Below are 22,890 nucleotides of genomic sequence, written 5' to 3'. Positions count from 1 at the left end.
CAATTGTAATAAAAGAACGATAATTTATACTATGAAAATATTAACCTCGCCCTCGTCTTTTGGCCAAGTTGGAAATGAACCTGTAGAGTTGCTTCTCCAAAATGGTTATGAAGTAATCAATAACCCTTACGGAAGAAAGCTAACAGAAGATGAAGTTATAGAGTTGGCTGCAGACTGCATTGGTATAGTAGCCGGTGTAGAACCACTTACCGCCAGGGTAATGGATGCACTGCCTAAGTTGAAATGTATCAGCCGCGTTGGAATAGGCATGGATAGCGTAGATTTAAAATACGCAGCCGAAAAAGGGATTATTGTAACCAATACCCCCGATGGCCCAACCAGGGCAGTTGCAGAATTGACACTGGCTATGACACTGTCATTATTGCGAAAAATACCACAGGCTCATGCTGATCTTAAAAATAAAGTATGGAAAAAGCAGGTAGGCAACCTTTTTCTTAATAAAGTTGTTGGAGTTGTAGGTTTAGGACGTATTGGTAAACTGGTATCGCAACTGTTCAGGGGGATAGGGAACCCGGTAATTGGTTATGACCCTTACGCTGATGCTGCTTGGGCAACAGATAACGGAGTTGAATTGGTTGATTTTGATACATTGTTAACCAAAGCCGATGTCGTTACAGTTCATGTACCAGGCAATGAAGACGGATCTGCGGTAATAGGTGCTAAAGAGATTGATTTGATGAAAACAGGCGCGTTCCTGGTAAATATATCCCGCGGTGGTATTGTTGATGAAGAAGCTTTATATAATGCCCTTGCAGCTAATAAATTAACCGGAGCAGCTATTGACGTTTTCTCTTCTGAGCCATATTCGGGCCCTTTATGCGATCTGGATAATGTAGTGCTTACCCCTCACCTTGGTTCATACGCCGAAGAAGGAAAACTATTAATGGAAATTGACGCTGTTAAAAACTTAATTAACGCACTAAAATAATACATACTATGAATTACAAAATTGGTATAATAGGTTATGGTGTAATGGGAAAAATCCGGCACCAGGCTATCGATGAAATTAAAAAAGGCGTTGTAGTAGCTGTATCTGAGCCCAATGGAGAAACTGAAATAAAAGGTATCCCCAATATCAGCCATGAGGAAATTATAAATCATGCAGATATAGATGCGATCATAGTTTGCACCCCCAACTTTTTAAACAAAGATTTAACCATACGGGCCCTGAATGCCGGAAAGCATGTTTTTTGCGAAAAACCACCCGCTTTTACCGGTGCTGATATATTAGAGATACAAAAAGCCGAAGCAGCCAGCGGCAAAAAATTGATGTACGGTTTTAATCACCGTCATCATGACAGCGTTATGCATATCAAAAAGCTGATTGACAGCGGTGAATATGGAAAAGTATTATGGTTGCGTGGCCGTTACGGAAAAAGTGTAACCAGCGATTATTTTAACCAATGGAGGGCTAAAAAGGAATTAGCCGGCGGTGGTATCTTAATGGATCAGGGTATTCATATGCTTGATTTGTTCCTGTACCTCTCAGGTGATTTTGATGTTGTTAAAGCTGAGGTTTCAAACCTTTATTGGCACATGGATGTTGAGGATAACGCTTTTGTGATCCTTAAAGAATCGGCAACGGGCAAAGTAGCTTCATTACACTCTACCATGTCGCAATGGCGCCATTTGTTTTCGTTAGAGATATTCCTTGAAAAAGGTTATATGGTATTAAACGGGCTTATAACATCATCAATGTCATATGGCGAAGAAACACTCTCCATTGCCAAAAACAGGTCGACGGCGCCTGCGGCTACCTGGAAAGATGAAATAGTAACCAAGTATGTTGATAACAACAGCTGGCGTTACGAAATGGATCATTTTTTTGATTCAATTACTGCTGATAAGCCGATAGCCATCGGTAATTCGGAGGATGCTTACAAACTCATGCGTATCATAGATAAAGTATACGAACAAAAAGAATTTTAATTAGTAACAATAAGATAAAAATCTATTACAATGGAAAGACAAGAGAAAGTTAAAAACTACCTGGGTGATTATATCGCCCGTTTGACTGATATTTTAAATAAAATTGAAGTTGCAAAACTTGAGCAGGTAATTACTGCTATGATCACTGCTTTTAAAAACGGCAATACCATTTATGTTGTTGGTAATGGCGGGAGCGCCGCTACAGCATCTCACATGCAGGCCGACTTCAGGTTCTTTGTTCGTTATTTCTCAAAGTTCCGCCCTAAGATTATCGCTTTAACCGATAACGTACCTATGATTACCGCAATAGGTAATGACAATAACTTTGACGATGTTTTTGTTGAGCAAATGCGCGGTCAGTTTGTTTCAGGCGATATTTTGATCGCTATATCGGCAAGTGGAAATTCACCAAATTTGGTTAAAGCTGCTGAGTTTGCTAATGAATTAGGCGGTACTACAATTGCATTCGTAGGCTTTTTGGGTGGAAAATTAAATGAAATATCATCTATACCACTGTATACACCAAATCCTAAAGGAGATTACGGCCCGATTGAAGATGTGCATATGATCTTAAATCATATAATAGTAAACTACCTTTCAACCGACGAGGAGTTTTTAGCACTTACTGCTAACTAATTATTCTTTATGGATAGCATATCTAACATAAAGATTGATCTGACTGGTAAAGTGGCACTTATAACCGGCGGTACAAGGGGCATTGGCAACGCGATAGCCGAACGCTTTCTTGAAGCCGGTTGTTCTGTAATTTTAACCGGAACTAATGCTTCCGAAATAGAGCGTTTAAATAATGAAAATACCGTTAAGAGGATCAGTTATTTACAGCTTGATTTCACCCGTCCTGAATCAGTTGAAAGGTTTTTGTTGAAACTGAATGAATTAGATAAGATAGATGTGCTTATCAATAATGCGGGGATTAACAAGGTTGCGCTCAACGTGGATACTACCGATGCCGATTTTGATTTGCTGCATAATGTTAATGTAAAGGGACCGTACGTGCTTTGCCGTGAAGTTAGCAAACTGATGAAAAAAAACGGTTATGGCCGCATTGTTAATATCACCTCTATCTGGAGCACTATTACCAGGCCGGGGCGTTCTGTTTACACCACCAATAAAAATGCCATTGTTGGGCTTACCAAAACGTTGGCAATTGAATTGGGTAAGTATGATATCCTGGTAAATGCAGTTGGGCCCGGTTTTACGCTTACGGAGCTTACAGCTACCACAAACTCGGCCGAAGATTTGAAAAAACTAACTGAAGTTATCCCTATGAACAGGATGGCTCAACCTGTAGAAATTGCTAACGTTGTACTTTTTTTAAGCAGCAATTTAAATAGTTATTTAACAGGTCAAAATATAATTGTTGACGGAGGATATACCAATGTATAATTTTAAAATAAAATCAATTGTTCACGATTACGGTGTTCAGTTTATAGATGATACGCAAGGAGTTTTACTTAAGGAACTTAAAGAAGGCGACGTAATTATCATTGATAACAAAATAAAGGAGCTATATAAAGATCTGCTTCAGCCGGTACTTGATTTGTATTGGCACATTGGCATTGATGCCTCCGAAAAAGTTAAGAGTTACCAGGGGGTGATGCCTATAATTGAAAGCCTGATAGATAATGGTTTCAGAAAAAATCATAGGTTGGTTGCCATTGGCGGCGGTATAACCCAGGATGCTACAGCGTTTATAGCGTCAATCATGTACCGTGGGGTTGATTGGTATTTTTTCCCAACATCATTACTTGCCCAGGGCGATAGCTGCATAGGAAGTAAAACCTCTATCAATTTTAATCAATATAAAAATCAGCTGGGAGGTTTTTATCCGCCTAACCAAATATTTATTAACCTTGAATTTTTAGATACCCTTTCATTGTGGGATTTGAAATCAGGAATGGGCGAAATGTGTCACTATTTCATTGTATCGGGCGAAGAGGATTTTACAAGGTTTAAAAATGAATATGCGCAGGCCCTAACAGATAAAAAAGTTTTAGCCGGTATAATTAACAGAAGCCTGGAAATAAAGAAGGGCTACATTGAGCGGGATGAATTTGACAAAAACGAGCGCCTTGTATTTAATTACGGTCATTCATTCGGGCATGCTATCGAATCATTAACTAATTATCGGATACCTCACGGAATTGCTGTAAGTTACGGTATGGATATGGCCAATTTTGTATCAGTAAAGCTTGGATACATTGATAATTCGGTGCGTCAAAACATAAGGGAGTTATTAAAACAAGTGTGGGAGGGAACTTCTATTACTGATATCTCGCTTGATAAATTTACGGTAGCATTAAGCAAAGACAAAAAGAACGTAGGTAAAACATTGGGCTTGATCCTTAATAAAGGTTACGGCAAAATATTCAAAGATTTAAGGCCGATGGATGAACAATTTGTTGGATGGCTAAACGAGTATTTTACAAACGAATTAAACTAATTATACAATGATAGTTGATAAATTAAAGAATATTGATACATATAAAGGCATTTCTGAGGATATATATGCTGGTCTTCAATATTTACAAAACGCCACTCCGGATATTGAAGTTGGTGTTTATAAAATTAACGATAACGTAAAAGCGATTGTTAGCGAATATAATACCGTTGAAAACTTTGAAAGGGGATATGAAGCTCATAAACACGTTATTGACATTCAATATCCTATAAGGGGCCTTGAAAGGGTTAAATGGTCGCCAATTGAAGGTATGAATGTAAATATTCCGTATAGTGAAGAGCATGACCGTACCTTCTATAAAGATCCATCAAGCCAGGGTACTCATGTTGATATAGGGAACGGAATATTTGCTATAATGTTTCCCGAAGACGGACACGGCCCTCAGCATTACGTTAATCAGCCAGAGTTTATTAAAAAAATTACTATTAAGGTAGCTATTTAGCGTGTTGGTAATCTGTTAACAGGTGCTATATATTAATCAACATTGTTGCTGCCCAAATTTCATGTTTAAAATAAATCTATCCCTATGAATATCCGCCTTTCACATATTATCTCACAAAATACGCCGTCGTACGGAAATAAGGATCGCATATTTATAAGGGATAATTCGTCAATTTTAAAAGGTGAAACAGCAAACACAGCTTGCTGGATATTTTCAAATAACCATATAGGTACCCATATCGATTCGCCTTTTCATTTTTGCCAGGACGGAAAAAAGACTTTTGAAATACCCCTGGAAGAATATTTTTATAAAAACGTTGTTACGGTAGAAATCCTTTGCAGCGAGGCAAAATTGATAAACATCAGTGATTTTGAAAATTTACCACCAATTAATAAAAATGTTGAGCTTTTGCTGATACGTACTGGATTTGAAAATTACAGGAATGACGATAAGTACTGGAACGATAACCCTGGGTTGGCGCCGGAACTGGCAGATTACTTCAGAACCGAATACCCTGAACTAAGATGTGTAGGCTTTGATTTTATATCCCTTACTTCATGGAAGTTCCGACCACAGGGAAGGGAAAGCCACAGGCAGTTTCTTTGCCCGGGCGGCGATAAGAAAAGTATTCTTGTAATAGAGGATATGGCGTTAAACGAAGCGTATCATGAATTTGAATGGGTAATTGTAGCCCCTTTATTTGTGGAAGATGGAAATGGTGGTGCTGTAACAGTTTTGGCAAAAAAGCGGGAATCTTAAGCACTGAAAAAATAATTACAGCTTGATCAAACATTATGGCATTAGGAAATATTAAACGTTTATTAACCCTGAAAAGGAGCGATGTTACCCTATCACGGATAAGTAAAGCGATTTGGAGAAGGATTGCTGATATACCTCAAAAAGTTATTTGGGCTGCCCCTTTTCCATTCACAAAAGCAAACAGGAGCGGTATTGAGCAATTTAAAAATATACATGCCGGTAAACGGTGTTTTTTAATTGCCAATGGCCCAAGTTTGAAGCATATCGATTTTTCACTATTGAAAAATGAATATACTATAGGCTTAAACCGGATTTATTTAATGGAAAAAGAAACTGGTTTTTCGCCTACATATTTAGCATGTATCGATATAGAAGCCCAGTTATCTCAATTTATTGATGACTATGATAATTTACAGTTGCCATGTTTTTTCAATTGGGATTATAGACACAAGTTTTCAAAAAGAAAAAATCAATACTTTATAAAAGATAAATTAACACCTGAATTTTCTACAAATATCGCCAGGCAAGGATATGGTACCGGCCAGTCAGTTACTTATATGGCAATGCAGCTGGCGTTTTATATGGGGTTTAACGAGCTATATATTATAGGAAAAGATCACTCATATAATACCAATGCGAAATCAGGGGCAACTATTAAAAGTACAGGAAAAGAAGACAATCATTTTATAAAAGGGTATTATAAACCTGGAATGACATGGTTTGCGCCGGATTTGCAAAGCGAAGAATTTGCCTATAAATTGTCTCGGAAGGCGTTTGAGCAAGATGGACGGATAATTAAGGATGCCACAATTGGCGGGAATTTGCAAATATTTGAAAAAATTGATTTTTACTCATTATTTCCCTCAAGAAATAAAGGATAACACCTTACGGGGCATAAGTAGTTAACAGATTTATTACATTGGTAATTGCAAAAAAGATAATTTATCGTAAATTACAGTGCTTTAATTTCAATATTTTCCATGTTTTAAATTAAATTTGTTAAAAGTTTAATCAAAAAAGGCGGCCTTTAGTAATAAAAAATATTAGCTGCATGAAAATAAATACCATATGAAAAATATATTCAACACTATAAGTTGTCTTGGCTATACTGTTTATGCTGACTCATTGAATAAGGTTTCTATAAAAGAGAAAGCCTTAATTTCAACCATTAATCAATATTCATATTGTATTGCTAAAGAAGATGTTGATTTTAAAGAATCTCTTAAAAAATCTGAAATACTGCTGCCCGACGGTGTTGCTATTGTTTGGGCTACAAGATTGCTGACCGGGAAACGAATAAAGAAAATTGCAGGAGCCGATATACATAGCTATTTGTTAAATGAGGCAAATTTGAATAATGGTTCATGTTTCTATCTCGGTGCAACAGATGAAACTTTAGGAAAAATCATAAAGCGGGTAAATGATGAGTATCCTAATATTAAAGTTGGGTCATATTCGCCCCCGTATAAACCGCAATTTAGCGACAGCGATAATAAGGAAATGCTTAAAGCCATAAATGATTTTAAGCCGGATGTACTATTTGTTGGTATGACAGCCCCAAAACAGGAAAAATGGGCCTATGCTTTAAAAGATCAAATTGATGCAAATGTAATTTGCTCGATAGGGGCAGTATTTGATTTTTATGCAGGAACAGTAAAACGACCAGGTAAGCTTGCAATTAACCTGGGAATGGAATGGCTGCTGAGATTATTGAAGGAGCCAAGGCGCTTATGGAGACGTTACTTATATTATGGGCCGATTTTTTTGTACGAAATATTTATGATCAAATTTAAAAGGAGGGTTATTCCTTCGTAGCCGGCTTCTTTTTGCTTAACTGTTTAATTTTAAGTAATAGTTGCCTAACAGAAATTATTTGAAATAGAGGTTCCGTTTGTAGTATTTAATAAAAGAAAATATAATGAAGAAAATTGCTTTAATCACAGGGATAACAGGCCAGGACGGTGCCTATCTAACCGAACTACTATTGTCAAAAGGATACGTGGTACACGGTATAAAACGCCGCAGCTCGTTATTTAATACAGATAGGATTGACCATTTATATCAGGATCCGCACGATGATAATAAAAATATGATCCTACATTATGGTGATCTTAGCGACAGTACTAACCTTATCCGCATTATTCAGCAAGTACAGCCCGATGAGATCTATAATCTTGGGGCTATGTCGCATGTTAAGGTTAGCTTTGATACTCCCGAGTATACAGCTAATGCTGATGGTATTGGTACTTTAAGATTGCTTGAAGCAATCCGGATTTTAGGGCTTGAAAAGAAAACCAAGATATACCAGGCTTCAACATCTGAACTTTATGGACTGGTACAAGCAGTTCCTCAATCAGAAACCACTCCATTTTACCCTCGTTCTCCGTATGCAGTTGCAAAAATGTATGCGTATTGGATAACTGTAAACTATAGGGAAGCTTACGGAATTTACGCCTGCAACGGTATTTTATTTAATCATGAAAGCCCATTGCGTGGTGAAACTTTTGTGACCCGTAAAATTACCCGCGCAACTGCAAAAATTGCTATGGGGTTACAGGATAAATTATTTCTGGGCAATTTGGATGCTCAAAGGGACTGGGGACATGCTAAGGATTATGTGGAGGCCATGTACCTTATATTACAGCAGGAAGTTGCTGAAGACTATGTTATCGCCACTGGGGTAACTACCAGGGTTCGCGAATTTGTAAGGCTGGCATTTGCCGAAGTTGGTATCGAGATTGAATTTAAAGGTGAAGGTGTTAACGAAGTTGGATATGTTGTTAGCTGTAATAACCCTGATTTTCAGATCGAAATTGGTAAGGAAGTAGTAGCGGTCGACAAAGCGTATTTCCGCCCGACAGAAGTTGATTTACTTATCGGCGATCCAACAAAATCTAAAACAAAATTAGGTTGGGCTCCTAAATATGACCTGCAGGGATTGGTTAAAGAAATGGTTGCGGCTGATGTGGATTTATTCAGAAGGGAAAAGTTATTGAAAGAATCAGGATACAGCATTAAAAACCAATTTGAATAATATGGATAAATCAAGTAAAATATACATCGCCGGTCACAGGGGGATGGTTGGTTCAGCCATTCAGCGAAAGCTCGAAAAGGAGGGTTTTACTAACTTTGTTACCCGTAGTTCATCTGCACTTGATCTAAGAGACCAAAAAGCGGTAGCTGATTTTTTTGAACAGGAAAAACCAGATTACGTTTTTTTGGCTGCAGCAAAAGTAGGAGGTATTGTAGCCAATAATGTTTACCGCGCCGAGTTTTTGTACGATAATCTGCAAATACAAAACAACATCATCCATCAATCATACTTGAATGATGTAAAAAAGCTGATGTTTCTTGGTTCAAGTTGTATTTATCCTAAACTTGCTCCTCAACCATTAAAAGAAGATTACTTATTAACGGGTTTGTTGGAAGAAACGAATGAGCCTTATGCAGTTGCAAAAATTGCCGGAATAAAGATGTGCGATGCATACAGGGCTCAATATGGCTGTAATTACATATCAGTTATGCCTACAAATTTATACGGGTTTAATGATAATTACCATCCTCAAAATTCGCATGTTTTGCCGGCACTGATACGTAGGTTTCATGAAGCCAAAGAGCAGGAAGCGCCGTTTGTAACCATTTGGGGAACGGGTTCTCCGAAACGGGAATTTTTATTTGCCGATGACCTTGCCGAAGCATGCTATTATTTAATGGAGAACTATAATGAACCCGGTCTTGTTAACATTGGCACGGGTGAGGATATATCTATAAAAGATTTGGCATTGCTTGTTAAAAAAATTATCGGTTATGAAGGAGAGATTACGTTCGATGTTTCTAAACCAGATGGTACACCAAGAAAATTAATGGATGTAACCAAGTTGAGTGAAGCTGGGTGGAAATATCATACCGGCCTGGAAGATGGAATTAAATTTGCTTACCAGGATTTTTTGAGCAAAGAGGGTGAATTTGCTCAACGTTAAATGATTCCGTTTTATAACGCGCTTTAACTATATGCCGCTTGCGGCAGTTATTTCAAAAAAAAGTTTGCCTTTTTACAAGGCAAACTTTTTTTTGAAGATTTTGGGCTTTCGGGGCTCCCCATTAGGATGGCGATTATATAATAATGTCTCCAAAATTTGCTAAAACGCCTCACGAAACCGTGAGGCGTTTTGAGGTAATAAGTTATTTAGATATGAGTTGCCGGGCAGCATTAACCATAGCGGCAACCGCTGGTTTAGGCTTCAAATTATCATCTAATATATTGGCGTGCATCTTGCCAAGGGGATTTCCTGTTAATTTATTTTTGTATTGGGTATTTGTTGAGCTGGTTGGGTCCCATTCGCCCCATAATATTATAGCATCACATTTTTGGGCCTTGATGCAGGCTGAAATTACGCCGGCAAATAATTTTCCCTGCTTATCAAAGTCAAACTGGTTTGGTGAACCGATAATTGTTGGCCTGAATAAAGGTGGGTCAACTGGTGATGTAGTTGACATAATTGCGTCTAACTCAGTTATTTCGCTTGTAAGGCCAATAGCTGCAAACCTGTCCATGTTTTCAGTTAACTCGCTAAATGGATGGTTATATCCCTGATACAAATGAGTTTGGAAACCCACGCCATTAATAGGAACGCCTTTATCTTTTAGTTGTTTAACGATATTAAACCATCTGTCCATTTTAAAACCTTTGTATTCAACGTTAAATTCGGTCCAATAAAGTTTCGCTGTAGGATCAGCTTCGTGCGCCCATTCAAATGCTAATTGAATATAATCAGTAGGGTCATTTGAACCGGGCTTGTGAATTACATTCCATATTGGTAAGTTACTTCTAAGTCCGTTTGGCAACGAATATTTTGGATTAAAATCGGGGCTGTCACTCATCGATTCATTGACAATGGCCCATGAAAGCACGGCTCCCGGATATTTATCCCTATAATGGCGCATTACAGCCTGGATATGATTTTTTAGGATATTTTTAAGCTCATCAGGCGTAAAGTTTCCTTTTTTTACCCAATCAGGCACATACCACCACACAGGGCTTTGCATTTGTATTTTGGCGCCATGCGCTACAGCAAAGTCTGCAACTTCATCAATGCCCCTAAAATCATACTGGCCATTTTTGAGTTCCACATGATGAAACCAGGCAGGCACGGTATACAAATTAAAATACTGGTTAATTTGTGTTAAGAAGTTCGCCGGACGCGGAGCTGCGAGTTCAACATCTTCGTTCCCCAAAAAATCGCCAAAATAAATGCCTTTTTTAATTAAAAGTTTTTTCAGGGTGCTGGGATCTGAACTATCCTGAATATCCTCTTTTTTTGCCAGGCTTGCAATGGCATTGCGGATAGGTTTTTGTTCTGGTTGTTTTTGTTCTGGTTGCTTTTGTTCCTGTGTGGTTGCACTTAATTTGTCATCCTTTGAGTTAACCTCGTTGTCTGCTGATTTTAATTCAGGGTCAGCTACTGTGCGCTGTTGTTGAACCTCTCGCTCTTTGAAATAGAGATTGATACAGAAGAACAACAAAAAAAGACTAAGTAATGAGATAATTATGTGGGAACGATATTTATTTATTTGCATGCTATCAATTAATTATTTGTTAATCCTTTTTCTTTTGTAAATGCCTTTATTTAAGACGTAATAAACGATTTTTGTATGAATTAATTATGAATGTTATTTAAGTATTTCGTGCAATCCACTGTAGCCTGATTAAGAAGAAGGTGCAAATTAACGTAACTTGAATTACTTTTTTTAACATTTGCGGCTGCATAATTTTGCTATAATGAGAAACTTAAGTTTTTTGCCATCGTAAGAAGTATAACTATTATTGATGTAACCAGGGTTTTATTTAAGCCGTTAAAAGACTTTTTGAATGATTATCGGCTTTGATTATAGATCTATTAGTTAATATTGCATAAATTTTAATGTGTTTTGTCAATTATATCAAATTATAATGACCACACATTACTGTGTTTATAAGGGAAACATATGACTATAATACCAACCCCGCTTGAGGGATGTTTATTAATAAAACCACGTATTTTTAATGATGACCGCGGTTATTTTTTTGAATCGTTTAATCAACAGCGGTTTGCTGATGCTACGGGCTTCAATGTCAATTTTGTACAGGATAATCAATCCTATTCAACTAAAGGTGTATTACGTGGCCTGCACTTGCAAAAAGGTCGGTTTTCGCAAGCTAAGTTGGTTAGGGTAACCAAAGGCGAAGTATTAGACGTAGCTGTCGACCTGCGCAAGGGATCGGCAACTTATGGGCAATATCATGGAGTGCATTTAACCGAACAGAATAACGAGCAATTTTTTATTCCCCGTGGATTTGCCCATGGCTTTATTGTATTGAGCGATGAAGCTGTATTCCAGTATAAATGTGATAACTACTATAACAAAGAGTCAGAAAGTGGTCTGCATTATGCCGATCCTGATTTAAATATTGATTGGCAGCTCAGCGGGAGCGATGTGCTGGTATCGGACAAAGACCTTGAACTGCCCTTTTTAAAGGATGCTCCTGATTTTGGGTTCTAATTTTTATCCTGGTTTAATCAAAAAATAACACTTCTAAAAAATGCAAAATATCATCGTATTTGGAGCATCAGGACAATTGGGTAACTGCTTAAAGAAAGTTGCAGGCGAAAGGAAAATAGATTATATCCATTTCCTGCCCGAAGAAGAGGCAGACATTTTGCGGGACGATTTGCTCGATATTGTTTTTGAAAAATATAAACCAACGTTTGCTATCAATTGCGCTGCTTATACCGCTGTTGATAAAGCGGAAGACGAAGTTGACCTGGCCCGGGCGATCAATAAAACCGGGGCCGCAAATCTTGCCAGGCATTGTAAAGCATATGGTGCTACCCTTGTGCAGATCTCAACTGATTTTATTTTTAAGGGAGACGTGGCATTGCCACTCACAGAAGAAGCCATTGCTGAGCCTATCAGTGTATATGGCCTTACCAAACTGGAGGGAGAACAGGCAATTGCGGAAATTCTTGATGAACACTATACAATTCGTACAAGCTGGCTATACTCCGAGTATGGCAACAATTTTGTAAAAACCATGCTAAGGCTTGGGGCCGACCGTGATGAGCTTAAGGTGATTGCAGACCAGGTGGGCACACCCACATATGCTATTGACCTGGCAGAAGCAATTTTAACTATCATAACAGCTGGCAAAAAAGCATATGGTATTTATCATTACAGCAATGAAGGGGTAACCTCATGGTATGACTTTGCCAAAGGCATCTTTGATATTTCAGGTACTGATGTTAAAGTACTCCCAATACGCACATCAGAATATCCAACGAATGCGCAACGACCGGCATATTCGGTACTGGATAAGGCTAAGATCAAAGCTACGTTTAATATAGAGATCCCTTACTGGCGCGACAGCTTAAAAGCTTGTATTAAAAAATTGGCTGCCGCACAATAAACAATGAGTTTTAAAAAAAATAAAATGCCAGGCTTTTCTTACAAACCTGGCATTTTTTAGTTTTTCCCCAAATAGCTTACAGGAATGTCCCAGCTGCTACCGTTTCATTAGTTGATTCATCAACCAGGATCAATGAGCCGGTAATACGGTTTTTGCGATACTCGTCAAACACTACGGGTTGAGTGGTGCGTAAACGGATCTTCACCATTTCGTTCATCTTAATATCAGTATTTTCTTCCTGCTTTTCAAGCGTATTGATATCAAGTTTATAATAAACTTCCTTAATGATCGACATTACCTCGCGGGTGGTGGTTTTGAGGTGATATTTAGCACCTGGGCGCGGGCTGCGGGTTGCCATCCAGCAAATCATGGCGTCAAGGTCCTGGCTCACCTGCGGTTCGCTGTCATCTTTTACAATCATATCGCCGCGGCTTACATCAATATCATCCTCCAAAGTAATGGAAACCGACATTGGTGCAAAAGCTTCCTCAACCGGACCCGAATAGGTATCGATAGATTTTATAGCCGATGTTAGCCCTGACGGCAATACAGTGATCTTATCGCCAGGCCTGAAAATGCCGCCTGCTATCCGGCCGGCATAACCGCGGTAATCATGATATTCAGCCGCATGAGGACGGATCACTGTTTGCACCGGGAAGCGGGCATCAGAGTGGTTTTCATCACTGGCAATATGAATAGTCTCCAGTGTATGTAACAGGCTTTCGCCTTTGTACCATGGCATGTTTTCCGAATCGTTAACCACATTGTCACCAGCTAAAGCACTGATAGGTACAAAACGGATATCGGTGACATCAATTTTTGCTGCAAAAGCTTCATATTGTTCAACTACTTTGTTAAAAGCCTCTTCGCTGTAATCAACCAAGTCCATTTTGTTTACACAAACAATAATGTGTGGTATTTTTAATAGTGATGCAATAAACGAGTGGCGGCAGGTTTGCTCAACCACACCTTTGCGGGCATCAATAAGCACCAGGGCAAGGTTTGCGGTTGAAGCGCCGGTAACCATGTTGCGGGTATACTGGATATGGCCGGGGGTATCGGCTATAATAAATTTACGTTTGGGTGTGGCAAAATAGCGATAGGCCACGTCAATGGTAATGCCCTGCTCACGCTCCGAACGTAAACCATCAGTTAATAATGAAAGATCAACATGCTGAAGCCCTTTTCGTTCGCTCGATTGTTTTACAGCCTCCATCTGGTCTTCAAAGATGGATTTCGAATCGTATAGCAAGCGTCCTATAAGGGTGCTTTTCCCATCGTCAACACTACCTGCTGTAGTAAAACGTAATAATTCCATTGTGGTGGTATGTTTTGCTCCGGGCTTGACTGCCTGAAGGCTCATTGAATCAAATTTAAAAATAACCTTGTTTTTTCCTGTCTTCCATTGAGGTATCCGAGCGTTTATCGTCACTTCGGTTACCGCGTTCGGTGCTGCGGGTTGCTGATACTTCAGCAACTATCTTCTCCAGTGTATCGGCGTCTGATTCGATACCGCCGGTGATGGTGATATCGCCCAGGGTACGAAAACGCATGAGTTTGTTTTCGATAGTTTCACCCTCCCTAAGCTGTAAGAATTCTGAAGCAGGCAGCCAGGTATTATCGCGGTAAACCGCGTTACGCTGATGTGCAAAGTATAATGAAGGTATGGCTATATTTTCTTGCAGAATGTAGTTCCAGATATCCATTTCGGTCCAGTTACTGATCGGGAACACACGGAAGTGTTCGCCCATGCGCTTGCGGCCGTTAAAGATATTCCAGAGCTCGGGGCGTTGGTTTTTAGGATCCCACTGGCCAAACTCATCGCGGTGACTGAAGAAACGTTCTTTAGCACGGGCCTTTTCTTCATCACGGCGCGCACCGCCGATAGCGGCATCAATCTTATTGCTTTCGATGGTATCAAGCAGGGTTACTATCTGCAATTCGTTGCGGCTGGCGTTGATACCGCTTTCCTCAACTGCGCGGCCTTTGTTAATTGATTCCTGAACTGAGCCTACAATAAGTTGTACGCCAAGGTTTTCAACCAGCTTATCCCTAAACTCCATAGTTTCGGGAAAGTTATGACCGGTATCAATATGGATTAGGGGCATTGGGATTTTAGCGGGCCAGAATGCCTTTTTTGCCAGGTGTGTTACAACAATAGAGTCTTTCCCGCCCGAAAACAGGATGGCAGGACGATCAAATTGTGCAACCACTTCCCTGATAACGTAAATGGCCTCTGATTCTAATTCCTGCAGATGAGTAAGATAATATTTATGCATGTTAACAATGAAAATCCGCTAAATCCACCTAAATAGTAGTTTTTAACGTTCAAACTGCAATAATAACAATTTTATGCTAATGTTGAGGGTATTAAATGGATTTTGCTTTTGAAAAAGGCTTGTTGCCTGGTACATGGTTTATGTTCAAAATAATCAGATAAAATATAAGTTTGCATATTGAACAATAAATACCAACTTTATACCTGATAGCATTGTTCAACAGTATAATAATGGGCCCTGATATTACGGAAGCATTATTATATACTAACTTTGGGACGTTTACTTAAAAATTAGTATAATCAAATATGAAAGGCATTATTTTAGCAGGAGGGTCAGGCACCCGGCTTTATCCTATAACCAGGGCAATCAGTAAGCAACTGATGCCTATTTATGATAAGCCTATGATATACTACCCGCTATCGGTTTTGATACAGGCGGATATCAAAGAAATTCTGATCATTACTACAGCCGAAGATAATCCCGGTTTTAAGCGGTTATTGGGCGATGGTACAGAGTTAGGCTGTAAATTTGAATATGCTATACAGGAAAAGCCTAATGGCCTCGCCCAGGCTTTTGTTATTGGCGAGCAATTTATAGGCGATGATAAAGTAGCTTTGATATTGGGCGATAATATATTTTATGGTACCGGATTTAACGAATTGATCCGCAGTTTTAATGATGTAGATGGCGCAGCTATTTTTGCCTATCATGTGGCCGATCCTGAACGTTACGGTGTGGTTGAGTTTGATGCCGAATTCAGGGCCTTGTCAATTGAGGAGAAACCTTTGCAGCCAAAATCGAAATTTGCAGTACCCGGCCTTTATTTTTATGATAATTCGGTAATTCAAATAGCTAAAGATCTTGAACCCTCACCCCGCGGTGAGTATGAAATTACCGATGTTAACAAGTTTTACCTTGAACAGGGTAACCTGCATGTTGGCGTTATGGATAAGGGAACAGCCTGGTTAGATACGGGTACGTTTGATTCATTGAGCGACGCTACCGAATATGTGCGCGTGATCGAAAAACGCCAGTCAACAAAAATCGGGTGTATTGAGGAGGTTGCTTACCGCCGTGGGTTTATCAATGACGATCAGTTGCGGCTGTTAGTTAACAAGTATATCAAAAGTGGTTACGGCAAATATTTACAAAGCCTGCTGCCGCAATAAAATAATTATGCGGAAGTTTCAATGGCTTTGACCATCTGGTCAATAACATCGGGAACACCGGCATCAAACCAAACAAAATCTTTATCTTTTCTGAACCAGGTAAGCTGCCTTTTGGCAAAGCGCCTGGTATTTTGTTTTATAAGCAGCAGGGCTTCATCGAGGCTGGTTTTACCATCGAAGTAATCAAATAGCTCTGAATAACCCACTGTATTTAAAGCATTAAGCTCCCGGTAGGGCAGGAGGCTTTTTACTTCTTGAATAAGGCCTTGTTTAACCATCAGATCGACGCGAAGGTTTATACGCTCATATAGTTTTTCGCGGGGCATATCAAGTGCCAGTTTGATAATATTAAAAGGTCTTTTATTTACAGTAGCGTTGCGGTAAGATGAAAATGGTTTACCTGAGGTTTCAAATACTTCCAACGCCCTGATGATACGCTGAGGATTATTAAGGTCGACCTGGGTATAATAATCCGGGTCGACCTGTTGTAAGTGTTTTTGTAATGTTGTAATTCCTTCCCTTTCCAGTTGTTGGTTTAGTTTTTCACGTACTGAAATATCAGCTACGGGCAAGTCATCAAAGCCTTCACAAATAGCTTTAATGTACAAACCTGATCCTCCCGCCAGGATCACCTTATCATGTACTTTAAAAAGTTCATCTAAAAGCGCAAGCCCCTGTTTTTCAAAATCGCCAACAGAAAAACTTTCGGATATGGAGTGCGAATTGATAAAGTAGTGTTTGGCCGCAGCCAACTCGCTTTCATCAGGTTTGGCAGTACCAATACTCATCTCCCTGAAAAATTGTCTCGAATCGGCAGAAACCACCACAGTATTGAAATGCTGCGCCAACTTAATAGCTGCAGCTGTTTTCCCTACTGCAGTGGGGCCGGCAACTACAATGAGGGTTTTATTACCCTGCGTCATGTTCATAAGCCTAAGCTTTACTCATATCAAAAATGTCGGTAACTAAATATACTTCGTCCCGAACTTATTTTTTACATCAGCCACAACCTGCTTGATGTTTTGTTCCTGGTCGCGGGGGCAAATGAGCAGGGAATTGTTCGATTCTACCACGATATAATCATGCAGCCCCTGCAATATTACCAGTTTTTCGCCCGGCACGTTTACCATGCAGTTTGAAGAGTCATACATGATCACTTTTTCGGCAGGGATAACGGCATTACCTACATAATCCTTTTCGGCAAGGTCATATATTGATGCCCAGGTACCCAGATCGCTCCACCCAAAATCCGAAGGTAATACATACACATTATCTGCTTTTTCCATAATGCCGTAATCTATCGAGATATTGACGCATTGCTGGTATACATTGTGAACGTGAGGTTTCTCTTTATCCGAATTGTACACCGGCTTCGCATCAGCAAATATTTCGTGCATTTCGGGCAGGTACTGGCTAAAGGCCTTAACAATAGTTTTGGCCGACCAAACAAAGATACCGGCGTTCCATAAAAAGTCGCCGCTTTGAATAAAGGTTTTAGCTATTTCAAGGGTTGGTTTTTCGGTAAAGGTTTTTACTTTATGAAACTCATCATTGATAACGTTATCAGTGTATTGGATATATCCGTAACCGGTATCGGGCCTTGATGGTTTAATGCCCAGGGTTATCAGGTAGTCATTTGAAGCGGCGGTTTGCAATGATTTTTCAATAGCGGCAACAAAAGCATCTTCATCCAGGATCTGCTGATCGGAAGGGGCCACAACAATGGCGGCATCGGGGTTAAGACTTTCAATTTTAAAACAGCCATAGGCAACACAAGGTGCGGTGTTTCGCATTACCGGTTCGGTAAGGATCTGCTGATCCTCCATATCTGGCAATTGTTGTTTTACAAGTTTGGTGTAGTTTTCGTTAGTAACAACGTAAATATTTTCTTTGGGGCAAACTTTCAGGAAACGTTCGTAGGTGTTTTGTATTAAGGTTTTACCGGTACCGAGTATATCGATAAACTGTTTGGGGTGCGATGTACGGCTTATCGGCCAAAAGCGGCTTCCAATTCCTCCGGCCATAATTATGGCATAGTAATTTTTGTTATTCATTGATAAATGGGGGTAAATTATTATGAGCTGGTTAAAGTATCAAAACAAGTGAGACGGCCAAACATAAAAAACGAGTATATAAATTATATACTCGTTTTTTGTGATTAATAATCGTCGCTACTGCTACGGCCGGGCCTTTCATCATCATCAAAGCCTTCGTCATCGCTAAATTCATTGCCGAATTCATCTTCCTCCTCTTCTTCTTCGCCGCCGCTGTGTTTTTCTTCCGGCAGATCATCGGTATCTGTAACTTCCGAAAAATCTTCGGCATCCTCCGGGTTAAAGGCCATTTCGTTCAAAAAGTCGAAGTCTTCGGTAACAGGCGGTAAAACGGTAGCATTAAATGCATTGCCAAATTGTTTAGGCGCTTCGCCAACTGATTTTACAACGGCAGGGTAAGTAGTGCCCGGTGTTTCATCTAAAATGATCTTCATCAGTTCCACATGAAAATCAAACGGGCGGTCGAAATTGAATGTATAGTAAAATTTTTGGTGCGGATCATCAATAAAACTCAATAGCTTTACTTTATTCATTAATGATACACCACGGTCAATACGCCTTTGGTTAGGCAGGTAAGTTATTTCTTCACCTTTAGTCCACTGATCATTGCTGATATAAAATGATGAAGGAAATTCCGGATTATAACCGGTTGACTGATGAATTGCGCGGTGAAGATCTTCGAAAGTTTGATTTGATTTTACATCAATTTCTCTCGTAACGTCATCGTAGTCTTCAAAAGTAACCCTGAACCTGTATACTGCCATTGCTTATTGTAGATTTTGGACAAAAATAATAATGTTTTAATTTAATTTGGGGTAGTCACAACTTTTAAGCCAATTTCAAGGCCCTTGCTTATTGTAAAGCTTAACGCGGCCTCACGATTGTTAGGAATTTCGCCTTCCAATATGGCTTCGCGGATCTGATTTTTGATTATTCCCACCTCGCGGCCTTCTTTTATACCGAACATGGTCATGATATCGTTACCGGTAACCGGCGGTTGCCAGTTACGGATGCTGTCGCGTTCTTCAACATCTTTTAATTTTTGTTGAACAAGCTCAAAATTGTTACGATATTTTTTAACCTTATATTCATTTTTGGTGGTGATGTCTGCTTTACACAACAACATGAGTGCTTCAATATCGTCTCCTGCCTCAAAAAGCAAACGCCTCACTGCCGAATCGGTAACTATGGATTGTGAAAGTACGATGGGCCTTAAATGCAGCTGCACCAACTTTTGAACCTGCTTCATTTTTTCATTAAGCGGCAGCTTAAGCTGGGTGAAGATCTTGGGCACCATGCGTGCGCCCCGGTCTTCATGACCATGAAAAGTCCAGCCGTGGCCGGGCTCAAAACGTTTGGTGGCGGGTTTGGCTATGTCATGCAGTATAGCAGCCCAGCGTAACCACAGGTCGTCGGTAGTTTCACAGATATTATCGAGCACCTGCAGCGTATGGTAAAAGTTATCCTTATGGCCTTTACCATCTACATAGTCAACCCCGTAAAGGGCTACCATTTGCGGGAAGATCTTATGCAGCAGTCCGGTATCAAACAGGTAATTAAAACCTATTGATGGCACCGGCGACAGGATGATCTTGTTCAGTTCATCGGTAATGCGCTCCTGCGATATGATGCTGATCCTGTCGGCAGTGGTTTTAATGGCTTCAACAGCGATATCATCAATCCTGAAATTAAGCTGGGTAGCAAACCTGATGGCCCGCATCATGCGCAGCGGATCATCAGAAAATGTTTCGTTAGGATTAAGCGGTGTGCGGATCAGCTTGTTTTGCAGGTCGGCAATGCCGTTAAAGGGATCAAGTAACTCGCCAAAAGTATCCGGGTGGAGGGAAATGGCCAGCGCGTTGATGGTAAAATCGCGGCGTTTCTGGTCGTCTTCCAAAGTGCCGTTCTCCACAATTGGCTTGCGCGAGTCGCGGCGGTACGATTCCTTGCGGGCGCCAACAAACTCTATCTCCAGATCGCGGTATTTGAGCGAGGCGGTACCGAAGTTTTTATAAACCGCCAGTTTAACTTTAAGTGTATTGGCAACAATTTCGGCAAAGGCTATCCCGTTGCCAATAATCACGATATCAATATCTTTCGACGGGCGGTTCAGGAAAATATCGCGCACAAAACCACCTATAGCATAGGCCTGTACATTTTGTTCGCCCGCCAAACGGGATATAACAGAAAATACGGGATGCCTGAGGTGTTGTTGCATAGTTGGATGCTTAAAAACGCTAATAAGGGTACAAAGGTAAGATTAATTGGTAAAATGCCCCGGTTAAGTCGAAAGTCTTAAGTCCTAAGTATTTTACCACTTAATAAACAAAACTTTCAGACTTCAGACTTTGAACCTCATACTTCCGGCTTTCTGCACGACAGGGGGTTAACAGGGTTAACACAATTTTAATTATTTTGATTTAAATAATTGATAGTCAGTATATTAAATATGTAGAGGGGTTACACAAAATATTTTCCAAAAATGTTTCTGTTAAAAGATATTTTCAAAAACACCTTTTTAACTAATCACTAATCTCCAACCTCTAATTTCGCGTTAACGACGCAAAAACTCAAACCGCCCATCAGGGGCCAACCTCATGATGGTTGACGGTGTTTTGATCTCCTTGCTGTGCTGCTCTAAATCAACAACATAATCAACACCGTCAATAATTTCCTGGTCTATTTGCGAAAAATATTGCGGCGAGGGCTTGCCGCTAATATTAGCTGATGTTGACACCAAAGGTTTGCGTAAACGCTGGATCAGCTGTTGGCAAAAAGGCGTGTCTTTTACAACCCTGACCCCCACACTGCCATCGGCGGCAATTAATGCCGGAGAAATGTTTTTGGCGCCCGGCATTACCAGTGTTAAAGGGTTTTCTGCGTATTCAATCAGTTCAAAGGCCAGCGGGTTTACTTCACTGATATAGCTTTCGAGCTTGTTTTCGGTATCCAGCAAAATGATCATGCTTTTGGCCTCATCGCGCTGTTTCAGGCGGTAGATCTTTTGAATGGCTTCGGTGTTGGCGGCGTCACAGCCTATGCCCCAAATGGTATCGGTAGGGTAAAGGATGATGCCACCCTCTTGTACAATTTTAAAAGCCTTGGCTACTTCGTCTCTAAGCATGGTTCAAAATATTTTGGTAAAGCTGCATTAATTGCCGGCTTAGTTTATCATCGGTAAAATTAGCTGCGTGAGCGCGGCCTTTGGTTATCATGGTTTGCCTTAATCTATCATCACTAAGCACCTGGTTTAGTTTTTCGGCAAGTCCAGCATCATCATCAGGGTTCACATAAAGGCTGCCCGGCCCGCCTGCTTCTTCAAGGCAGGAGCCTGTTGCTGCTATAACCGGCGTGCCACAGTTTAAAGCTTCTAACACCGGTATGCCAAATCCTTCGTACCGTGACGGGTAAACAAATACCGATGCCAGCTGATAAACAGCAGGTAACTCTGCAAAGGTAACGTCTTTTAAAAATATTACCCGGTGGTTTAAGTTATTAGCTGTTATATATGTTTTAACCAATTCTGTGTATCGGGTTTCTTTGCCAATTACTACCAGTGTTATGTCATCCACATTTTTTAACGCCTTAATGGTTAGCAGCAGGTTTTTGCGTTCCTCAATAGTGCCAACACTCAAAATAAAGCGGTTGGGTAGCTTATATTTTTCTTTTACAGCCGATTTTTGCGCGGCGGTTTGTTCAATTGCAAATGAAGGGTCACATCCCTGGTAAATAACTTCTATTTTTTGGGGGGCGGTGCTGAGCAGGTCGACAAGGTCATCCTTTGTTTTTTGGCTTATGGCGATAATTTGATCCGCGACGCGGCAGGCATGTTTAACCTTAGCGAGGTAAATACGGTAATTAACTGCACCAAAATGTTTCGGATAACGCATGAAGATGAGGTCATGCATGGTGACAACCGACTTAATGCCGGTATGTTCGATTCCCGAAGGCAACTCGTGACTTAAACCATGGTACACTTCAATACCATCACGTTTTAAATCTTTGATAATTCCTTTACTACGCCACCATGAAGTGAACCATTTGCTTTTTGGGGTAACTGTGCGAATGCTGGGATAATCGCCAATAAAATTAAGCCGCGGATTGGCTTTGGCCTTTGGCGTATATAAATATAAAAGGTTGGATAGATTGAGCGACGCTATGCCTTTAATTAACCAGCGGCTGTAATTACCCAAGCCGGTATTATTGTAAAAAGCCCGTTTAGCATCGTATCCTATCTTCATGTTTTAGATATGAGATGTGAGATATGAGACGTGAGAAATGCTGCATTCTCAGAGGAATATAGCAGATGTG

General features: G+C 40.0%; 23 protein-coding genes. 14 read left to right on the top strand and 9 right to left on the bottom strand.

Annotated elements, in window-relative coordinates; all coding sequences use genetic code 11:
* The first annotated feature begins 31 nt into the window (after positions 1-31).
* The 11 genes from IEX80_RS14565 to IEX80_RS14515 all read left to right on the top strand — a co-directional run bounded on the left by IEX80_RS14565 (position 32) and on the right by IEX80_RS14515 (position 9,613).
* Positions 32-949, top strand: coding sequence for a phosphoglycerate dehydrogenase (locus IEX80_RS14565; protein WP_188833324.1), 918 nt, complete (start codon positions 32-34; stop codon positions 947-949).
* Between the two features lie 8 nt (positions 950-957).
* Entirely contained in the window at positions 958-1,950 is a 993-nt protein-coding gene (locus IEX80_RS14560; RefSeq protein WP_090528616.1) for a Gfo/Idh/MocA family protein, read from the top strand.
* Positions 1,951-1,980: 30 nt separating this feature from the next.
* Positions 1,981-2,586 (top strand): D-sedoheptulose-7-phosphate isomerase, encoded by a 606-nt coding sequence (locus IEX80_RS14555; protein ID WP_176628050.1) that lies wholly within the window; start codon positions 1,981-1,983, stop codon positions 2,584-2,586.
* A 9-nt stretch (positions 2,587-2,595) separates the two neighbouring features.
* The gene (locus IEX80_RS14550; RefSeq protein WP_188833323.1) at positions 2,596-3,357 is read left to right on the top strand and encodes an SDR family NAD(P)-dependent oxidoreductase; all 762 of its coding nucleotides are present in this window, start codon (positions 2,596-2,598) and stop codon (positions 3,355-3,357) included.
* Positions 3,350-4,414, top strand: a complete 1,065-nt coding sequence (locus IEX80_RS14545; protein WP_188833322.1) for an AroB-related putative sugar phosphate phospholyase (cyclizing) — start codon at positions 3,350-3,352, stop codon at positions 4,412-4,414. Before IEX80_RS14550 ends, IEX80_RS14545 begins: the two co-directional genes overlap by 8 nt.
* 7 nt (positions 4,415-4,421) lie before the next feature.
* Positions 4,422-4,874: a NanQ anomerase/TabA/YiaL family protein gene (locus IEX80_RS14540; protein ID WP_090528604.1), complete on the top strand. Its 453-nt coding sequence runs from the start codon at positions 4,422-4,424 to the stop codon at positions 4,872-4,874.
* 84 nt (positions 4,875-4,958) lie between these two features.
* Entirely contained in the window at positions 4,959-5,633 is a 675-nt protein-coding gene (locus tag IEX80_RS14535) for a cyclase family protein (RefSeq protein WP_188833321.1), read from the top strand.
* A gap of 35 nt (positions 5,634-5,668) precedes the next feature.
* On the top strand, positions 5,669-6,514 hold the full coding sequence (locus IEX80_RS14530; RefSeq protein ID WP_090528598.1) for a 6-hydroxymethylpterin diphosphokinase MptE-like protein: 846 nt from the start codon (positions 5,669-5,671) through the stop codon (positions 6,512-6,514).
* A gap of 187 nt (positions 6,515-6,701) precedes the next feature.
* The gene (locus IEX80_RS14525) at positions 6,702-7,448 is read left to right on the top strand and encodes a WecB/TagA/CpsF family glycosyltransferase (protein ID WP_090528594.1); all 747 of its coding nucleotides are present in this window, start codon (positions 6,702-6,704) and stop codon (positions 7,446-7,448) included.
* 103 nt (positions 7,449-7,551) lie between these two features.
* On the top strand, positions 7,552-8,667 hold the full coding sequence (gene gmd / locus IEX80_RS14520) for a GDP-mannose 4,6-dehydratase (protein WP_090528591.1): 1,116 nt from the start codon (positions 7,552-7,554) through the stop codon (positions 8,665-8,667).
* A gap of 1 nt (position 8,668) precedes the next feature.
* Positions 8,669-9,613: a GDP-L-fucose synthase family protein gene (locus tag IEX80_RS14515; RefSeq protein ID WP_090528588.1), complete on the top strand. Its 945-nt coding sequence runs from the start codon at positions 8,669-8,671 to the stop codon at positions 9,611-9,613.
* Positions 9,614-9,815: 202 nt separating this feature from the next.
* Here IEX80_RS14515 and IEX80_RS14510 read toward each other — a convergent pair whose 3' ends face one another.
* Positions 9,816-11,210 (bottom strand): endo-1,4-beta-xylanase, encoded by a 1,395-nt coding sequence (locus tag IEX80_RS14510; RefSeq protein WP_188833320.1) that lies wholly within the window; start codon positions 11,208-11,210, stop codon positions 9,816-9,818.
* Positions 11,211-11,618: 408 nt separating this feature from the next.
* Between IEX80_RS14510 and rfbC the strand changes: the two genes are divergently transcribed.
* Positions 11,619-12,173: a dTDP-4-dehydrorhamnose 3,5-epimerase gene (gene rfbC, locus IEX80_RS14505; protein WP_090528581.1), complete on the top strand. Its 555-nt coding sequence runs from the start codon at positions 11,619-11,621 to the stop codon at positions 12,171-12,173.
* Between the two features lie 40 nt (positions 12,174-12,213).
* Positions 12,214-13,077, top strand: coding sequence for a dTDP-4-dehydrorhamnose reductase (gene rfbD / locus IEX80_RS14500; RefSeq protein ID WP_090528578.1), 864 nt, complete (start codon positions 12,214-12,216; stop codon positions 13,075-13,077).
* A gap of 76 nt (positions 13,078-13,153) precedes the next feature.
* On the opposite strand, the gene cysN is transcribed toward rfbD, so the two are convergent.
* Together cysN and cysD are read right to left on the bottom strand one after the other, a co-directional pair.
* A complete protein-coding gene (gene cysN / locus IEX80_RS14495; protein ID WP_090528575.1) occupies positions 13,154-14,440 on the bottom strand; it encodes a sulfate adenylyltransferase subunit CysN in 1,287 nt (428 codons plus the stop codon).
* 10 nt (positions 14,441-14,450) lie between these two features.
* Entirely contained in the window at positions 14,451-15,356 is a 906-nt protein-coding gene (gene cysD / locus IEX80_RS14490) for a sulfate adenylyltransferase subunit CysD (protein WP_090528572.1), read from the bottom strand.
* 305 nt (positions 15,357-15,661) lie between these two features.
* Between cysD and rfbA the strand changes: the two genes are divergently transcribed.
* A complete protein-coding gene (gene rfbA / locus IEX80_RS14485; RefSeq protein ID WP_188833319.1) occupies positions 15,662-16,525 on the top strand; it encodes a glucose-1-phosphate thymidylyltransferase RfbA in 864 nt (287 codons plus the stop codon).
* A gap of 5 nt (positions 16,526-16,530) precedes the next feature.
* Here rfbA and miaA read toward each other — a convergent pair whose 3' ends face one another.
* The 6 genes from miaA to IEX80_RS14455 all read right to left on the bottom strand — a co-directional run bounded on the left by miaA (position 16,531) and on the right by IEX80_RS14455 (position 22,820).
* The gene (gene miaA, locus IEX80_RS14480; protein WP_308421693.1) at positions 16,531-17,454 is read right to left on the bottom strand and encodes a tRNA (adenosine(37)-N6)-dimethylallyltransferase MiaA; all 924 of its coding nucleotides are present in this window, start codon (positions 17,452-17,454) and stop codon (positions 16,531-16,533) included.
* Positions 17,455-17,490: 36 nt separating this feature from the next.
* On the bottom strand, positions 17,491-18,579 hold the full coding sequence (locus tag IEX80_RS14475) for a mannose-1-phosphate guanylyltransferase (protein ID WP_188833318.1): 1,089 nt from the start codon (positions 18,577-18,579) through the stop codon (positions 17,491-17,493).
* A 104-nt stretch (positions 18,580-18,683) separates the two neighbouring features.
* The gene (locus IEX80_RS14470) at positions 18,684-19,343 is read right to left on the bottom strand and encodes an IS1096 element passenger TnpR family protein (protein ID WP_188833317.1); all 660 of its coding nucleotides are present in this window, start codon (positions 19,341-19,343) and stop codon (positions 18,684-18,686) included.
* Between the two features lie 41 nt (positions 19,344-19,384).
* Entirely contained in the window at positions 19,385-20,797 is a 1,413-nt protein-coding gene (locus IEX80_RS14465) for a CCA tRNA nucleotidyltransferase (RefSeq protein ID WP_176628057.1), read from the bottom strand.
* A gap of 336 nt (positions 20,798-21,133) precedes the next feature.
* Positions 21,134-21,703 carry an L-threonylcarbamoyladenylate synthase gene (locus IEX80_RS14460; RefSeq protein WP_188833316.1) on the bottom strand — a complete coding sequence of 190 codons (570 nt, stop codon included), beginning with the start codon at positions 21,701-21,703 and terminating at the stop codon, positions 21,134-21,136.
* Positions 21,696-22,820, bottom strand: a complete 1,125-nt coding sequence (locus tag IEX80_RS14455; protein WP_188833315.1) for a glycosyltransferase family 4 protein — start codon at positions 22,818-22,820, stop codon at positions 21,696-21,698. Before IEX80_RS14455 ends, IEX80_RS14460 begins: the two co-directional genes overlap by 8 nt.
* Between the last annotated feature and the right edge of the window lie 70 nt (positions 22,821-22,890).

The sequence above is a fragment of the Mucilaginibacter rubeus genome (genome assembly GCF_014643835.1).
Lineage (GTDB): Bacteria > Bacteroidota > Bacteroidia > Sphingobacteriales > Sphingobacteriaceae > Mucilaginibacter > Mucilaginibacter rubeus.
This window is presented reverse-complemented; position numbering and strand designations above follow the sequence as displayed.

Bases quoted from the DNA above. Each gene is read 5' to 3' on its own strand.
- IEX80_RS14465 (WP_176628057.1), bottom strand. From the start codon at position 20,797: ATGCAACAACACCTCAGGCATCCCGTATTTTCTGTTATATCCCGTTTG.
- miaA (WP_308421693.1), bottom strand. From the start codon at position 17,454: ATGAACATGACGCAGGGTAATAAAACCCTCATTGTAGTTGCCGGCCCC.
- IEX80_RS14555 (WP_176628050.1), top strand. From the start codon at position 1,981: ATGGAAAGACAAGAGAAAGTTAAAAACTACCTGGGTGATTATATCGCC.
- gmd (WP_090528591.1), top strand. From the start codon at position 7,552: ATGAAGAAAATTGCTTTAATCACAGGGATAACAGGCCAGGACGGTGCC.
- IEX80_RS14460 (WP_188833316.1), bottom strand. From the start codon at position 21,703: ATGCTTAGAGACGAAGTAGCCAAGGCTTTTAAAATTGTACAAGAGGGT.
- IEX80_RS14515 (WP_090528588.1), top strand. From the start codon at position 8,669: ATGGATAAATCAAGTAAAATATACATCGCCGGTCACAGGGGGATGGTT.
- IEX80_RS14545 (WP_188833322.1), top strand. From the start codon at position 3,350: ATGTATAATTTTAAAATAAAATCAATTGTTCACGATTACGGTGTTCAG.
- cysD (WP_090528572.1), bottom strand. From the start codon at position 15,356: ATGCATAAATATTATCTTACTCATCTGCAGGAATTAGAATCAGAGGCC.
- IEX80_RS14550 (WP_188833323.1), top strand. From the start codon at position 2,596: ATGGATAGCATATCTAACATAAAGATTGATCTGACTGGTAAAGTGGCA.
- IEX80_RS14475 (WP_188833318.1), bottom strand. From the start codon at position 18,579: ATGAATAACAAAAATTACTATGCCATAATTATGGCCGGAGGAATTGGA.
- IEX80_RS14455 (WP_188833315.1), bottom strand. From the start codon at position 22,820: ATGAAGATAGGATACGATGCTAAACGGGCTTTTTACAATAATACCGGC.
- cysN (WP_090528575.1), bottom strand. From the start codon at position 14,440: ATGAGCCTTCAGGCAGTCAAGCCCGGAGCAAAACATACCACCACAATG.
- IEX80_RS14535 (WP_188833321.1), top strand. From the start codon at position 4,959: ATGAATATCCGCCTTTCACATATTATCTCACAAAATACGCCGTCGTAC.
- IEX80_RS14565 (WP_188833324.1), top strand. From the start codon at position 32: ATGAAAATATTAACCTCGCCCTCGTCTTTTGGCCAAGTTGGAAATGAA.
- IEX80_RS14470 (WP_188833317.1), bottom strand. From the start codon at position 19,343: ATGGCAGTATACAGGTTCAGGGTTACTTTTGAAGACTACGATGACGTT.
- IEX80_RS14540 (WP_090528604.1), top strand. From the start codon at position 4,422: ATGATAGTTGATAAATTAAAGAATATTGATACATATAAAGGCATTTCT.
- IEX80_RS14525 (WP_090528594.1), top strand. From the start codon at position 6,702: ATGAAAAATATATTCAACACTATAAGTTGTCTTGGCTATACTGTTTAT.
- IEX80_RS14510 (WP_188833320.1), bottom strand. From the start codon at position 11,210: ATGCAAATAAATAAATATCGTTCCCACATAATTATCTCATTACTTAGT.
- IEX80_RS14530 (WP_090528598.1), top strand. From the start codon at position 5,669: ATGGCATTAGGAAATATTAAACGTTTATTAACCCTGAAAAGGAGCGAT.
- IEX80_RS14560 (WP_090528616.1), top strand. From the start codon at position 958: ATGAATTACAAAATTGGTATAATAGGTTATGGTGTAATGGGAAAAATC.
- rfbA (WP_188833319.1), top strand. From the start codon at position 15,662: ATGAAAGGCATTATTTTAGCAGGAGGGTCAGGCACCCGGCTTTATCCT.
- rfbD (WP_090528578.1), top strand. From the start codon at position 12,214: ATGCAAAATATCATCGTATTTGGAGCATCAGGACAATTGGGTAACTGC.
- rfbC (WP_090528581.1), top strand. From the start codon at position 11,619: ATGACTATAATACCAACCCCGCTTGAGGGATGTTTATTAATAAAACCA.